This is a genomic window from Streptomyces sp. NPDC058246, assembly GCF_042881985.1.
Lineage (GTDB): Bacteria > Actinomycetota > Actinomycetes > Streptomycetales > Streptomycetaceae > Streptomyces.
In genome coordinates, this window is the sequence record NZ_JBHVWZ010000024.1 from 95966 (window position 1) to 110368 (window position 14403).

General features: G+C 71.7%; 14 protein-coding genes and 1 pseudogene. 5 read left to right on the forward strand and 10 right to left on the reverse strand.

Going from position 1 to position 14403, the window contains the following annotated elements; all coding sequences use genetic code 11:
• Positions 1-38 precede the first annotated feature (38 nt).
• A complete protein-coding gene (locus ACFVXA_RS29125; protein WP_362027586.1) occupies positions 39-869 on the reverse strand; it encodes an alpha/beta fold hydrolase in 831 nt (276 codons plus the stop codon).
• Between the two features lie 362 nt (positions 870-1231).
• On the opposite strand from ACFVXA_RS29125, the gene ACFVXA_RS29130 reads away from it, so the two are divergent.
• On the forward strand, positions 1232-2116 hold the full coding sequence (locus ACFVXA_RS29130; protein WP_362027584.1) for an RNA polymerase sigma-70 factor: 885 nt from the start codon (positions 1232-1234) through the stop codon (positions 2114-2116).
• Positions 2117-2151: 35 nt separating this feature from the next.
• Here the strand turns inward: ACFVXA_RS29130 and ACFVXA_RS29135 are convergent.
• Positions 2152-2730 (reverse strand): annotated as a pseudogene (locus ACFVXA_RS29135) (transposase); the annotation flags it as partial.
• Positions 2731-2990: 260 nt separating this feature from the next.
• On the opposite strand from ACFVXA_RS29135, the gene ACFVXA_RS29140 reads away from it, so the two are divergent.
• The gene (locus ACFVXA_RS29140; RefSeq protein WP_390027509.1) at positions 2991-3752 is read left to right on the forward strand and encodes a GntR family transcriptional regulator; all 762 of its coding nucleotides are present in this window, start codon (positions 2991-2993) and stop codon (positions 3750-3752) included.
• Between the two features lie 137 nt (positions 3753-3889).
• On the opposite strand, the gene ACFVXA_RS29145 is transcribed toward ACFVXA_RS29140, so the two are convergent.
• The 3 genes from ACFVXA_RS29145 to ACFVXA_RS29155 form a co-directional block, all read right to left on the reverse strand.
• Positions 3890-5047, reverse strand: a complete 1158-nt coding sequence (locus ACFVXA_RS29145) for an ROK family transcriptional regulator (RefSeq protein WP_362027579.1) — start codon at positions 5045-5047, stop codon at positions 3890-3892.
• Between the two features lie 121 nt (positions 5048-5168).
• A complete protein-coding gene (locus ACFVXA_RS29150) occupies positions 5169-5831 on the reverse strand; it encodes a response regulator transcription factor (protein WP_362027576.1) in 663 nt (220 codons plus the stop codon).
• A gap of 14 nt (positions 5832-5845) precedes the next feature.
• Positions 5846-7000 carry a sensor histidine kinase gene (locus tag ACFVXA_RS29155; RefSeq protein WP_390027512.1) on the reverse strand — a complete coding sequence of 385 codons (1155 nt, stop codon included), beginning with the start codon at positions 6998-7000 and terminating at the stop codon, positions 5846-5848.
• Between the two features lie 108 nt (positions 7001-7108).
• Here ACFVXA_RS29155 and ACFVXA_RS29160 point away from each other — a divergent pair, with 108 nt between their 5' ends.
• The 3 genes from ACFVXA_RS29160 to ACFVXA_RS29170 are packed head-to-tail and all read left to right on the forward strand — an operon-like array spanning position 7109 to position 9319.
• Complete coding sequence (locus ACFVXA_RS29160) at positions 7109-8044, forward strand: ATP-binding cassette domain-containing protein (RefSeq protein WP_390027514.1); 936 nt, start codon at positions 7109-7111, stop codon at positions 8042-8044.
• Between the two features lie 2 nt (positions 8045-8046).
• Positions 8047-8832, forward strand: a complete 786-nt coding sequence (locus tag ACFVXA_RS29165; protein ID WP_362027567.1) for an ABC transporter permease — start codon at positions 8047-8049, stop codon at positions 8830-8832.
• Positions 8833-8890: 58 nt separating this feature from the next.
• Entirely contained in the window at positions 8891-9319 is a 429-nt protein-coding gene (locus ACFVXA_RS29170) for a hypothetical protein (RefSeq protein ID WP_383746328.1), read from the forward strand.
• Positions 9320-9323: 4 nt separating this feature from the next.
• Here the strand turns inward: ACFVXA_RS29170 and mug are convergent, their stop codons facing one another.
• The 5 genes from mug to ACFVXA_RS29195 form a co-directional block, all read right to left on the reverse strand.
• On the reverse strand, positions 9324-9824 hold the full coding sequence (gene mug, locus ACFVXA_RS29175; protein WP_389468168.1) for a G/U mismatch-specific DNA glycosylase: 501 nt from the start codon (positions 9822-9824) through the stop codon (positions 9324-9326).
• Between the two features lie 44 nt (positions 9825-9868).
• Positions 9869-11311, reverse strand: a complete 1443-nt coding sequence (gene purB, locus ACFVXA_RS29180; RefSeq protein ID WP_383906921.1) for an adenylosuccinate lyase — start codon at positions 11309-11311, stop codon at positions 9869-9871.
• Between the two features lie 150 nt (positions 11312-11461).
• Positions 11462-12694, reverse strand: coding sequence for a cytochrome P450 (locus ACFVXA_RS29185; protein ID WP_390027516.1), 1233 nt, complete (start codon positions 12692-12694; stop codon positions 11462-11464).
• A 41-nt stretch (positions 12695-12735) separates the two neighbouring features.
• The gene (locus ACFVXA_RS29190) at positions 12736-14130 is read right to left on the reverse strand and encodes an NAD(P)/FAD-dependent oxidoreductase (protein WP_383746325.1); all 1395 of its coding nucleotides are present in this window, start codon (positions 14128-14130) and stop codon (positions 12736-12738) included.
• On the reverse strand, positions 14127-14360 hold the full coding sequence (locus ACFVXA_RS29195; protein WP_362027555.1) for a ferredoxin: 234 nt from the start codon (positions 14358-14360) through the stop codon (positions 14127-14129). Before ACFVXA_RS29195 ends, ACFVXA_RS29190 begins: the two co-directional genes overlap by 4 nt.
• Between the last annotated feature and the right edge of the window lie 43 nt (positions 14361-14403).

The following is a 14403-nucleotide window of genomic DNA, read 5'->3' on the forward strand; positions in this document are numbered from 1 at the left end:
CCCTCGGATCCGGCGCGTTGGGGCTCGTGGGGCGCCGCTCAGCGGCTGCCGTCGAGGATGACGCGGGCGACGAGCGCCGGATCGTCGTTCATCGGGACGTGCCCGCAGCCGGGCAGCCGCACCAGTCGCGCGCGGGGAATGATGTGCTTGGCGCGGATCCCCTGACGGCGCACCAGGAGCCGGTCACGGGTGCCCCAGGCCACGGTGACGGGCAGCCCCGGGATGTCGTCCGTGAACTGGACCGAGGTGCCCGCCTGGAGAGTCTCGGTGAATCCCTCGGCGTGGGCCAGCGCAAGGGTCTCGGCGACCACGGCCTCGGGTGAACGGCGGCCGGGGCGGGCGTAGATGGTGCTCGTCAGCACCGTCCGTCCGGCCGCCGTGCGCGACAGCCGCTCGACCACCGGGAGCGGCATCCGGCGCGCAGCCTGCCGCATGGCGATGAGCACTCCGAAGGCGTACCGCCGCTCGACGGGTGACCAGAATCCGGCGGGCGAGAGCGCCGTGACCGACCGTACGAGCTTCTCGCGGCCGAGCTCCAGGGCCAGCAGCCCGCCCAGGGAGTTGCCCGCCACATGCGGCCGTTCGACCTCCAGCGCCTCGCACAGTGCGCCGAGCGCGGGCGCCACGGTCGACAGGTCGTGCCTCAACCCGTCGGGCAGCGCCGGTGACGCACCGAACCCGGGGAGGTCGACGGCGATGACGTCGCGCTCCGCGGCCAGGATGTGGATGACCGGGTCCCACGCCTGCCGGTGGTGACCGATGCCGTGCAGCAGGAGCAGCGGTTCCCCGGTGCCCACGCGCGCGTAGGACATCGTCACGGTCCTGGGGCCGCGCGGAGAGGGGAGGCTGAAGGAGACCGTGGCGGACATGGGGCTGCTCCTCGTGTGGGACAGGCTGACGGACCGGCTCGTAGACAGCTTGTCAGCAACCGCTACCGACGGGTAGCCCTCGACCGGAACGAACCCGCGCGAGTCGCGTGCGCCTGCTGTCGAGAGGCAGGCGCACGCTCCGACGAGCACGAGGGCCCCGTGCCGACGAGAACCCCTGTACGCATTCCGACGAGCACCACGCCCGCCTGCCTCCCATTGAAGGACGCACGCACGCGTGGCCGGCCCTCAACACGCCCTGCGCACTCGCCCGGTGAACTCCGGTGCCCGAACTGCTGGAACATGTCGACCACAACACCGACTCCGCCTGGACACGGTGTGCCGTGTCGGGGTGGGATGGAGCGGTGGCAATCGACACCGCGACCGATGTCTTCGAAGAACACCGGCCCGTCCTGATGGGCGTCGCCTACCGGATGCTGGGCCGGGTGGCCGACGCGGAGGACGTCGTCCAGGACGCATGGCTGCGCTGGTCCGGCGTCGACCGGAGCAAGGTGCGTGAACCCCGGGGCTACCTGGTCCGCGTCACCACCCGCCTCGCCATCGACCGACTGCGCCAGGTGCAGTCGCGCAACGAGGCGTACGTGGGACCGTGGCTCCCCGAGCCGTACGTCACCGACTTCGGGGACACCGTGGCCGACACGGCGGAGCGGGCCGTGCTCGCCGACTCCGTCTCGCTCGCCGTCCTCGTCGTCCTGGAGTCTCTGTCGCCTCTGGAGCGCGCGGTGTTCGTCCTCAGGGAGGCGTTCGGCTACCCGTACGCGGACATCGCCGCCGTCCTCGACCGCGGCGAGCCGGCGGTGCGCCAACTCGCCGGACGGGCGCGCAAACACGTCGAGGAACGGCGGCCGCGCTACGAGGTCGACCCGGCCGAACGCCGTGATCTGACCGAGCGGTTTCTCGCCGCTGCCGCCGAGGGCGACCTGGAGGGGCTCATGTCGCTGCTGGCGCCGGACGTACGGCTGGTCGGCGACAGTGGCGGGCTGGCCCAGGCGCCGCTGCGGGTCCTCGATTCCGCCGACAAGGTCGGCCGCTTCATCATCGGCGTGGCCAAGAAGGGCGTCCCCGACCTCTCGTTCCGCTTCCTGGAGATCAACGGCGGGTTCGCGGCGCTCACCCTGTCCGCGGGCAAGCCGGACAGCGTCTTCCAGGTGGACGTCGCGGACGGTCGCATCCAGTGTCTTTACATCATGCGCAACCCCGAGAAGCTCGCCTCCCTGCCCACCGAGTAGGCACTCCGTGCCGCGCCGGTCCCGGCAACCGAGCGGACCACGTGCATCTTCGGCCGGTCGGGAAAAGCGGTCCGTAGAGCGTTGCAGATCTGTTCCGGGCTCCAGCGCAGTCCGAGACGGTGCTGGATGAAGTCCCGCAGGCTGGGGTTCTGTCCGATCTTGCCGGGCTTGGGGCGCGGGCGGCGTTGCTCGGCGCGGCGCTGGGCGGCGTGCGGCCGGTAGGCCCAGCGGGAGGCGTCCCCGCGCAGCGCGATGCCGTTGCGGCGTATCTCCCGGCTGATCGTGGACGGGCTGCGGTGCAGCTCGGCGGCTATCTGCCGGACGGAGGTGTTCTCCCGAAGCCGGTCGGCGATGTGGATGCGGTCGGCCTCGCGCAGGTATCGCGACGGCTCGGCCGCGGGAGCCTCCACGGTGATGGCAGGCTTCGGCTTGCCCGTCGGCGGAGAGTGCCAGCCGTTGCGCCACCGCTTGCCGGTCCGCGGGTTGATGCCAACGATCCGGCTGGCCTCTCGATTGCTGTAGCCCTGCTGCATGAGCTGGAGATATACCTCCCGCTCACACAGCAGACGACCACCGCCCCCCGGTCCCCGGTTCTTCCGGATCTCGAAGTCCATCGCACCCCTTGAGCTGGGGTGTTGCGACGACCACTAGAACTGAAGTCTGGACAGGGGCTTTCGGCGTTGTGTCGTGAACATCGCCAGCGCGAACGCCCTGTGAACGCTCTGCGGCAACGGCCCTGCGCAATCCGTAAGGGATCGAGGATTGGTCTTGACCAAGGGTGGGGGCGGCCCTATGGTCGCAGGGATAGTGCAAGAACCTTTAATAAACAAGGGCGCTAAAACGCCGCCGGGCCACGGCGATTGCGGAGGACAGGGTGGGGACCACGCAGCTGGAATCGGTGCCGGAACCTAAGTACTGGCATCTCAAGACCGTGCTCAGTGAGGCACTGGACTCCGAATTCTCCGTGGGCGAGATCCTGCCCAACGAGCGCGACCTGGCAGCCCGGTTCGGCGTCGCCAGGGCCACGCTGCGCCAGGCCCTGGAGCAGCTCGAACTGGAAGGCAGGCTGCAGCGCCGCCGTGGGGTGGGCACCACCGTCGCCCCGCCGCGCATGGGCGTGGCCGTCGGATCCGAGCAGCACGTGTGGCCGGGCGCGGTCGGCGACGCCTGGCAGCCCGCGGACTGCACGCTGGCCGCCCCGCCCGCGTCGGTCGCAGACATCCTGCAGACCTTCCACGGCGAGCAGGTGCACACGGTGCGTCGCTCCCGCGTGACGCACGGCCAGCCGGTCGCCGCCGAACTGCTCTACGTCCCGTCCTCCTCGGTGCCCGATCTGTCCGCCATCGACGCGCCTTCGGGTGCGGCACGCGCGCGTGCCGTGCTGCGCGAACTCCAGCGGCTGGAGCTGGAGGGCCAGGACCGCGCCGTGGAGCTCGGCTCGGCCCGCGCGGACGACGCCAAGGAACTCGACCGGCTTCCCGGAGCTCCCGTCCTCGTCGTCACGACCCGCTTCTACGGCCAGGGGCGTACCGCGGCGGTCTCCGTGGCCACGTATCGCGCCGACACCTGCCGGCTGACCTTCGGTGACTCCGGCGGCGTGGAGATCCACCACGACCCGGAGCGCCGCGCTTCCTGACCGGCGGGCCACGCCGGGCCGGGATGCCCGCCGAGCCGCGCCCGTCGCGCCCTGGAGAACTCCGGGGCGCGACGTCGTTCGCTGCCACGGCGTTTCCTGCCGTGCCGTGCCGTGCCGTGCGGCAGTGCAGCGCCGGGTCAGCGGCGCGCCGTCACGGTCCCGTCCACCGCGAACAGCTGCTCCTCGACGTGATCGAGGGCCAGCCGCAGCGCTCCCGTCGCCACCGCCGCCTCGCCCAGGAGCGAGAGGGTCACCTTGGGCGGCCGCAGACAGTAGCGGGCCAATTCGCGCCGCAGCGGCTCCAGTACGCCATCCAGGCCCGCCGCCCAGCCGCCGACGACGACCAGCTCGGGGTCGAGGGCGAGGACGAGCGCCGCGACGTCGTGCACGAGGCGCTGGATGAAGCGGTCGACCGCCGCACGGGCCCGCTGGTCGCCGCCCTTGGCCAGCGCGAAGACCTCGGCGACGGCCTGCTCGTCGAGCGGGTGCAGCGGCTCGTCCGTCGTGGAGAGCAGCGTCTCCGGAGTGACCTCGCGGCCCAGTAGATGCAGCGCGCCGATCTCACCGGCCGCGCCCCCATAGCCCCGGTGCAGCCTGCCGCCGATCAGCGAGCCGGCGCCCGGGCTCAGCCCCGCCAGCACGAACACGACGTCGTCGGACTCGGTGGCGGCGCCCTTCCAGTGCTCGGCGACCGCCGCCGCGTTGGCGTCGTTCTCGACCAGCACCGGGCACTTGAAGGAACGGCTCAGCCGCTCACCGAGCCGCAGGCCGGTCCACTCCGGCAGCGCCGTCCCCAGGCGTACCGTGCCGTCGGCCTCCACGATCCCGGGGCTGCCCACACCGACCGCCCGGAGCGAACTGCGGGCGACACCCGCGCGGCGCAGCAGCTCGGCGACGGCCACCCGCAACCGTTCGAGCCGCTCGTCCGCCGACGCGGTCTCGGACACCTCCTTGGCCATGGCACCCAGCACCTGGCCGTCCAGATCGGCGAGCAGCGCGGCGACCCGGTGCGGGCCGATCTCCAGGCCCAGCAGATGGCCCGCCTCGGCCCGGAACCGGAAACGGCGCGCCGGGCGTCCCTGGCGCCGTGCAGCGCCCTCCTCTGCCGCCTTCTCGACGACGAGTCCGTTCTCGATCAGCCCTTCGACGACGCCCTCGACCGTGGGCCGGGACAGCCCCGTCACCCGGGTGATCTCGGTGAGGGTCGCGCAGTCCGTGGCACGCAGCGCGTGCAGCACCACCGCGGAATTGATCCGTCGCAGCAGAGAGGGGTCCCCGCCGGTCAACCGCCCCAACGTCCGTCCTCCCAGCTCGTGCGCGTGTTGGCCGGATCGTACTCGGCGCGGCGGACCCCGGCGAGTGCCGGGACCCCCTTTGCTACCCACGGGTCGGGATCACGCTGCCCGCCGGTCCGCGTCAGCCGGGCGCCACGAACCCCGACTCGTACGCCGCGATCACCGCCTGCGTCCGATCCCGGGCCTCCAGCTTCGCCAGTACGGCACTGACGTGGGACTTCACCGTCTCGGTCCCGACGATCAGCCGCGCGGCGATCTCCGCGTTCGACAGCCCCCGGGCCATCAGCCGCAGCACCTCCGCCTCCCGCTCGGTCAGCGCGGCCCGCTCCATGGCCGCCCGCGCCGCCGGATTCCCCCCGCCGTCCCCGTACTCGGCGGCCAACTGCCGTACGGAGGCCGGAAACAGCAGCGACTCGCCCTCGGCGACCAGCCGCACCGCATGCACGATCTCGGCGGGCCGCGCCCGCTTCAGCAGAAAGCCGTCGGCACCCGCGCGGAGCGCCTCGTAGACGTACTCGTCGTTCTCGAACGTCGTCACCACGAGGATCTTCGGCGGATCACTCACCGTGCGCAGCACCGCACGGGTGGCCTCGATGCCGTCCATGAGGGGCATGCGCACGTCCATGGCGACCACGTCGGGCCGCAGTTGCCGCACCAGCGGGATCACCGCGGCACCGTCGGCCGCCTCGCCGACGACCTCGATGTCGGGCTGCGCCTCCAGGACGGCGCGCAGACCCGCGCGTACGAGGGGTTCGTCGTCGACGAGGAGAACGGTGACCGGCATCCGGCCAGCGTAGATCAGCGCAACGGCAGCTCTACATGCACCTGCCAGTCACCCTCGTCCGGCCCGGTCCGCGCGCGGCCGCCGAGCAGCGCGGCACGCTCCCGTATACCGCGCAGACCGCTGCCGCGGCCGGGACCCGGTATGTCCGCGGTCAGCGGATTGCGGACCTCCAGGCCGAGGGTCTCGTCCGCGACCTCGATGCGGACCCGGACCGGGACGCTCCCGGCGTGCCGCAGCACATTGGTCAGGGACTCCTGGAGGATGCGGTAGCCCTCTCGGGACACCGGACCCGGCACGGTCTCCACCGGACCCGTCACCTCGGCGTCGACCTTGGCTCCGGACGAACGCGCCGACTCCAGGAGCCGGTCGGCCTCGGTGAGCGTCGGGCGGCTGCTCGCGGGGCGCTCCGCCTCGCGCAGTACGCCGAGCACCCGCTCCAGGTCCTCCAGGGCGGCCCGCCCGGTGTCCTCGATCGCACCCAGGGCCCGGTCGGTGAACGCGGGGTCGCCGGCCGCCCGCGCCGCGCCCGCCTGCACCACCGCCACGGTCAGCGCGTGACCGATCGAGTCGTGGAGCTCCCGGGCGATGCGGGTGCGCTCCAGGAGCTGCTCGGTGCGCTCCTCCAGGGCGGCGAGCCGCTCGGCCCGGGAGGGGCCCAGGAGGCGGCGCGCGAGCGCCGTGATCAGCTCGCCGAGACCGACCACCGAGCCGTACAGGGCGAGCAGCGGCAAGGGGACGAGCGGCGCGTAGGCCCACTGCGGAAGCGTCAGCGTCATGACCGGTGTGTGGATCGGTTCCGCGTCCAGCGCGGCCTTGACCAGGAGGACGGCCGCAGCGGGCAACCAGACGGTGATGAAGCTCGCCACAAAGCCCAGGGCCATCCGTACTTCCAGCCACAGGACGGTCCGCCACCGGTCCCGCCACGTGGCCGAGGGCGCGATCGAGAAGGCCGCGTCCCCGCCGCCCGGCGCCAGCATGAACCGCGCCTGTACACCCTCGCCCCGCCGCACGGCCGGGATCAGCCCCAGCGCAATCAGCGGCACCGCGGGCGCCCACGGCTTCGACGGCTCGACGAACATCCACACGCTGACGAACAGCATCGGCACCCACAGGTGCAACCAGCGCGTGTACGTCGTCCCCCGGACCAGCGGGTGCAGAAAGCGGGCCATTGCGTCATCGTGCCAGGCGGCACTGACAACGGGCCTCCCCCGAGCGAGGGAGACGATCTCCACCCGCGGGGGAGGTGACGAACCCTCAGCGGCGGCCACGCTGGGGCCATGACCAGCATCGACGTCCAAGACCTGACCAAGGAGTACGGCAGCGAGCGCGCCGTGGACCAGCTCACCTTCAGCGTCCTCCCGGGCCGCGTCACCGGTTTCCTCGGCCCCAACGGCGCCGGGAAGTCCACCACCATGCGGCTCGTACTGGGCCTGGACCGGCCCACGTCCGGCACCGCCACGATCGGCGGCCGCGCCTACGCCACTCTCCACGAGCCGTTGCGTGAGGTGGGCGCTCTGCTCGACGCGGCGGCCGCGCACGGATCACGGACCGCCCGCGACCATCTGCGGGCGCTCGCCGCGAGCAACCGCATCCCCGAACGGCGCGTGGACGAGGTATTGGAGGAGGCGGGGCTCGCCTCTGTCGCGAGGCGCCGGGTGAAGACGTACTCCTTGGGCATGCGCCAGCGGCTGGGCATCGCGGCCGCGCTCCTGGGAGACCCGCCCGTGGTGCTGCTCGACGAGCCGTCGAACGGGCTCGATCCCGAAGGGATCATCTGGATCCGGGAGTTGATGCGCCGGCTCGCCCGCCAAGGCCGCACCGTCCTGGTCTCCAGCCACCTCATGAACGAGACCGCGTCCTTCGCCGACCATCTCGTCGTCCTCGGCCGGGGCCGGCTCCTCGCCGACACGCCCGTGCGGGAGTTCATCCACGCGCGCGTGCAGCCGCGCGTGCGGGTGCGCACCACGGACGGCGGTGCGCTCAGGGAGCTGCTCGCGCGCCACGGTATCGAAGCCGTCGAGTACGAGGACGGACTCTGGACAGCCCTCGACGCGCGCGTGGAGGACATCGGGCGCCTCACGTCCGGAGCCGGCCTGCCGATCCTCGAACTCGCCTCGGAGGAAGGCACGTTGGAGCAGGCCTACCTGGATCTGACCTCGGCCGAGACCGAATTCGCGGCCACACCGACCCCGACGCACTCCCAGGAGGCCTGAGCATGACGACCCCGGCCGCACAACGCCCGGTCCTGACGAGATCGGCTTCGCAAGGCCCGACCACGGCCTTCGCGCCCGCACTCCGCGCGGAGTGGATCAAGATCCGTACGCTCAGGTCGCTCCTCTGGGGCCTGCTCGCCGTCGTCCTCGCCACGGCGGTCTTCTCCGCGCTCGCGGGACTCGACGACTCCGGTGGCCCGGACTTCGACCCACTGTTCTCGGCGTTCTTCGGTGTCACCTTCGGGCAGATCGCGGCGATCACCTTCGGTGCGCAGGCGGTCTCGGCCGAGTTCCAGGGCGGCGCCCTGCGCGCCTCGCTCGCCGCGGTCCCCGACCGCGTGCGGTGGTTCGCGGCAAAGGCCGTGGCCATCGGCGTACCGGCGCTGGTCGTCGGCCTGGTCACGGGAGGTGTGAGCCTGGTCGTCGGCACCGCGGCGCTCGGGACCAGGGCGAGCGGCCTGACCTGGAGCGAGGGGTTCCGTGGTGTGATCGGCTGCGGCCTCTATCTGATGCTGATGGCGTTGCTCGCGGCGGGACTCGCGGCCCTCCTGCGCAGCGGGGTCGCCACCTTGAGCATCCTGATCCCGTTCCTCCTGATCGTCTCGTTCGTCATCGGGTCGGCGTCCGGCACCCTGGCCGACTTCCTGCCGGACAAGGCGGGGCAGGTGGTCCTCCACGAGACGTGGGACGGTGCCCTCGGGGCGTGGACGGGGCTGGCCGTGACCGCGGCCTGGGCGGCGGCAGCCCTGACGGCCGGCGCGTGGAGCGTGCGGCGCCGGGACGCCTGACCCCGGCAACGTCCTGACACCTCACCAATTGTCAGTGGTGGCCGGTTTACTGGACGTCATGACCATCGCGCAGCATCTGGCCACGATCGACCGGCTGTGCTCCCAGGATTTCCCCGCGGAGCACGGCGGGTCGTTCGTCGGCCCCGGGGGACCCGGTTTCCACATCGTCGAGTTGGAGCGGAGCGCCGGCGCAGCGCAGGGCGAGGAGGCGGAGCAGTACGAGGCGTACCGGGAAGGCATCTCGCAGCGGCTCACCGACCGGTGGGGGCCCCCGGACCACATCAGCCTGGACGGCGTCTTCCTGCGCGCCCACCAGGGTGACGAGCACATACCGGAGCCATGGGCCTCCCTCGGCTCGCATGTGAGGAACGTGCATCTGTGGCAGCCGGACGGCCATGGCCGGTGGGTCGCCCTCGGCGTCTCCCGGCTCGGTCCCGGCCAGGAGTTCAGGCTGCTCGCCGTGATCACGGAGATCCACCCGCCCTGACCCGTCACCCCTCGGCGGCAGCCGCCCGCAGCCGTCCGAACTCCTCCGCCATCGTCGCCGCCGTCCAATGCGCGTTGAGGCCACTGGGGTTGGGCAGCACCCACACCCGGCTGTGCCCGATCGTCCGCTCCTGCGGGCCGACGTGGGCCTTGCGGTCGCCGAACGCCGCGCGGTACGCGGTCACTCCCACCACCGCCAGCCAGCGCGGCCGCAGCCGCTCCACCTTGGCGCTCAACAGCCGCCCGCCCTCTCGGTACTCGTCGGCGCTGAGCTCATCGGCCCGGGCGGTCGCGCGCGCCACGACGTTCGTGATGCCGAGCCCGTACGAGAGCAACTCACCCTGCTCGGACGGCTTCATGAGCCGGGGGGTGAAGCCGGAGAGGTGCAGCACGGGCCAGAAGCGGTTGCCGGGGCGGGCGAAGTGATGCCCCGTCGCGGCCGTCATCAGACCCGGGTTGATACCGCAGAACAGAACATGGAGGCCGTCCGCGACGACATCCGGCACGAGCCGGTCGCGGGCGGCCTCCAGATCCGCGGGAGTCAGCCGCGTCAGAGGATCGCCCCCGGCGTGTAGCCCGCGGCCTCCGGGTGCTGCTTCACGATCTCCTCGATGCGGCCGACGACGGCGGCGACCTGGTCCGCCGCGGCGCCGGTGAAGGACAGCTTGTCGGCCATCAGCTCGTCGAGCTGCGCGCGGTCCAGCGGGATGCGCTCGTCCGCTGCCAGCTTGTCGAGGAGCTCGTTGCGCTCGGCGCCCTGCTCGCGCATGGCGAGGGCCGAGGCGACCGCGTTCTCCTTGATCGCCTCGTGGGCGACCTCACGGCCGACGCCCGCGCGCACCGCGCCCATCAGGACCTTGGTGGTCGCCAGGAACGGCAGGTAGCGGTCCAGCTCGCGCGCGACGACGGCCGGGAAGGCGCCGAACTCGTCGAGCACGGTGAGGAAGGTCTCCAGCAGACCGTCGAGCGCGAAGAACGCGTCGGGCAGCGCCACCCGCCGTACCACCGAGCACGACACGTCGCCCTCGTTCCACTGGTCGCCCGCCAGCTCGCCGGTCATCGACGCGTAGCCGCGCAGAATGACCATCAGGCCGTTGACACGCTCGCAGGAGCGGGTGTTCATCTTGTGCGGCATCGCGGAGGAGCCGACCTGGCCCGGCTTGAAGCCCTCGGTCACCAGCTCGTGCCCGGCCATCAGCCGGATCGTCTTGGCCGTCGAGGACGGGGCGGCCGCCAGCTGCACCAACGCGGTCACGACCTCGTAGTCGAGCGAGCGCGGGTAGACCTGGCCGACGGAGGTGAAGGCCTGCGAGAAGCCGAGGTGCCCGGCGATGCGCTGTTCCAGCTCGGCGAGCTTCGCCGCGTCGCCGCCCAGCAGGTCGAGCATGTCCTGAGCCGTGCCGACCGGGCCCTTGATACCGCGCAGCGGGTAGCGGCCGAGCAGCTCCTCGACCCGGCCGTACGCGACGAGCAGCTCGTCGGCGGCGGTCGCGAAACGCTTCCCGAGCGTGGTCGCCTGCGCGGCCACGTTGTGCGAGCGGCCCGCCATGACCAGCTCGGCGTACTCGCCCGCCAGCTTGCCGAGGCGCGCGAGGACCCCCACCGTACGGTCGCGCATCAGCTCCAGGGAGAGCCGGGTCTGCAGCTGCTCCACGTTCTCGGTGAGGTCACGCGAGGTCATGCCCTTGTGCACGTGCTCGTGCCCGGCGAGGTCGTTGAACTCCTCGATCCGCGCCTTCACGTCGTGCCGCGTGACCTTCTCGCGCTCGGCGATCGAGGCGAGGTCGACCTGGTCGAGGACGCGCTCGTAGTCGGCGATGGCGGCGTCCGGCACCTCGATCCCGAGGTCCTTCTGGGCCCGCAGCACGGCGAGCCAGAGCTGACGCTCCAGCCTCACCTTCTGCTCGGGAGACCAGAGCGTGGCGAGCTCGGCGGAGGCGTAGCGTCCGGCGAGGACGTTCGGGATACGGGGCTTTGCGGGCGCGGCAGTCACGTGGACGGAGTTTACCTGGCGTTCCGGGGGGCTCCCGGACGTCCCCACAGCTCAGAGAGCCCCCACGGATCACCCACCGACCCGACCTCGCCGGGAGCCCCGGGCCCTGTCGTCACCTTCCCGCCCGCCCCGCGGATGTGACGACGGGCCCTAGGGACGGATGCCGTCGCAGGCGATCGGCAGATGGCGTGGGCCGCGCAGGACCGCGTTCTGCCGGTAGGGAGGCGGGTCCTCCAGCAGCCGGGGGTTCTCCAGCCTGCGGGCCAGCTCGCTCAGCGCGAGCTGTGCCTCCAGCCGCGCCAGCGGGGCGCCGAAGCAGCTGTGGATGCCGCTGCCGAAGCCCAGGTGCTGGATGTCCCCGCGGTCCGGGTCGAACCGGTCCGGATGGTCGAAGCGGTCGGGGTCGCGGTTACCCGCCGCCAGCACCAGCCACAGCGACGCGCCCTTGGGGATGGTGACGCCGCGGACCTCGATGTCGGCGATGGTGGTGCGCTGCGGCACCAGCTGTACCGGTGGCTCGAAGCGGAGCAGCTCCTCGACGATGGGCACGGACAGCTGCGGATCCTCGCGCAGTCGTTGCAGGATGTCGGGGTTGCGCAGCAGGGTCAGCATGCCGTTGGTGATGAGGTTGACCGTCGTCTCGTGACCGGCGATCAACAGGAGTGCCGCGGTGCTCATGACCTCCATCGTCGTCATGGCGCCGTCCGGCCCGTGCGCGGTGGCCAGCTCCGACAGCATGTCGTTGCGGGGGTTCTTGCGGCGTTCCTCGATGAGCCCGGCCAGATACATGCCCAGCTCTGTACGGGCGCTCTGCGAGACCTTGGCGCGCTCGGTGGGATCGACGTCCGGGTCGGGGTCCAGGCTGGCCGCGATGGTGTCCGCCCAGGTGTGGAAGCGCGCCTCGTCCTCGCGCGGCACTCCCAGCACCCGGCAGATCACGGTCACGGGGAAGGGGTACGAGAACTGGTCGACCAGATCGATTCGTTCAGGGCTGTCGATGCCGTCGATGAGCCCGGAGACGATGTTCTTCAGCTCTCCGTGCATCTCGTAGACCCGACGGGGGGAGTGCGGCGGCCCGAAGGGCCGGTTCGTCATCCGCCGCAGCCGGTCGTGCTCCGGGGGATCAAGCCGCAGGAAGCTCGGGGGCAGGACTGACTCCTCCTCCGATTCGCCCAGCGGGTCGGCCGCCGTCGACTTGAGATTCCGGGCGTCGGAGCTGACCCGCGGATCGTGGAGCAGGCTCTGGATGTCGTAGTAGGTGCTGACGACGAACGGCCCGTCCCCGTCCTTGAAGACGGGCGTCTTGCGGAGCTCCTCGTACAGCGGATACGGATTGGCACGGTGGGCGTAGTCGATGATCTGCCGCAGGATGGCTTGCGTCATGGTCCGTCCTCGTGAACGTGGAATCTGCGCGGCGGGGATGTTCAGTGCCTGGCGGGGTGGAACGTCATCCGCCGGTCGGCCGGCGAATATCCGCTGAGGGTGACGGTCGGCCCGTGCGTCGGCACTGACGGGTCGGGGAAGTCCGCGTCCATCGGGTGCTGCCCGTCGGAGCGGCGGTCCACCGTGGGGAAGGACGGGGGGAACGGTGCCCCGGTCTCGATGAGCTGCTGGTAGAACTGCAGCCACTTCGTCTGGTCGAAGGTGACCGCGGCGATGACACGCCCCTGATAGCCGTACACGCCGGTGAACCTGCGCTCTTCGCGGGAGCCCTGCACGATGACGATTTCCGTCCCCATCGGCGGTACCCCGACGGACTTGATGTTCACCCCGAACTGGGAGGACCAGAAGGCGGGCACCCAGATGTGCGGGCGGCGGTCCACGCTTTCGCTGATCATGTTGTGCGCCGCGGTCTCGGCCTGCGCGACGGCGTTGCCCCAGTGCTCCAGGGACAGGAACTGGTAGGCGAACAGCGGATGCGGGGAGCGCGCGACATCGCCGGCCACGAAGATGTCGTCGGTGACGATGCCCCGGACGTCGAACGCCCGGCAGCCGGCATCGCAGGCGATACCCCGCGGGCCCGCGCCGAGTCCGGAGCCGGCCAGCCATTCGGTGTTGCGCTGGGCGCCGAGGGACACGACCACCACGTCGGCCTCGACGCTGTTCCCGTCGGAGAAATGGGCGGCGCGGACGCGACCCGCGGAGTCGCCCTCCAGGCCGGTCACCATGACGCCGCAGCGCAGGTCGACGCCGTGCTCGCGGTGCAGCGCGGCCGCGACCTCACCGACAACTCCGCCGAGCGCGCCGACCAGCGGCGCGTTGGCCCGTTCGGCCACGGTGACCGCGATCCCGCGTTCCCGGCAGGCGGAGGCGATCTCCGAGCCGGTGAAGCCGGCGCCGATGACGAGCACGCGGCGGGGGCCCTGCGCGAGCGAAGCCTCCAGCGCGTGGGCGTCGTCGCGGGTCCGCAGGACGAACACCCCGTCGAGCTCCGCCTCCTCCGCCCGGGGCCACGGCCGGGCGCGTACACCGGTGGCGATGAGCAGCCGGTCGTACTCCACCTCGTCGCCGTCGGCCAGCCGTACCCGTCCGGCCGCCAGGTCGAGGCCGGTGGCCGGGACTCCGAGCCGCCACTCGGCGTCGATCGCCCGGCGCCGGGGGAGCAGCGTGCGGTCCGCCGTGGCCTTGCCCAGCAGGACCTGTTTGGACAGCGGGGGCCGGTCGTAGGGCTCGTACGGCTCGTCCCCGACCATGGTCAACGAGCCGGTGAACCCCTCCTCACGCAGGGTCTCCGCCGCCCGCAGGCCCGCCAGCGAGGCGCCGACGACGACGATGCGTCCTTCGCGCTTGAGCCGGTCCAGGGATCCGTCACCGCTCACCGGTCGCCCTCCCGGTCGGGTCCTGAGGCCTCGGCCACGGAGTGCGCCTCCACGGTGATGGCCTGGACGGGGCACGCGGCGACGGCCCGCGCCACTTCCTCGCGCCGTTCCTCCGCGGCCTGTGGGTCGTAGAGCAGGGACTCATCGCCGTGCATGGCGAAGACGTCGGGAGCGAGGAACGCGCACTGCGCGTATCCCTGGCAGCGGTTGAGATCGACGACAAGCCTCACCGAGGATCAGCCTTTCCGTGGCCCCGTCTCGCCCCCTCTTCCT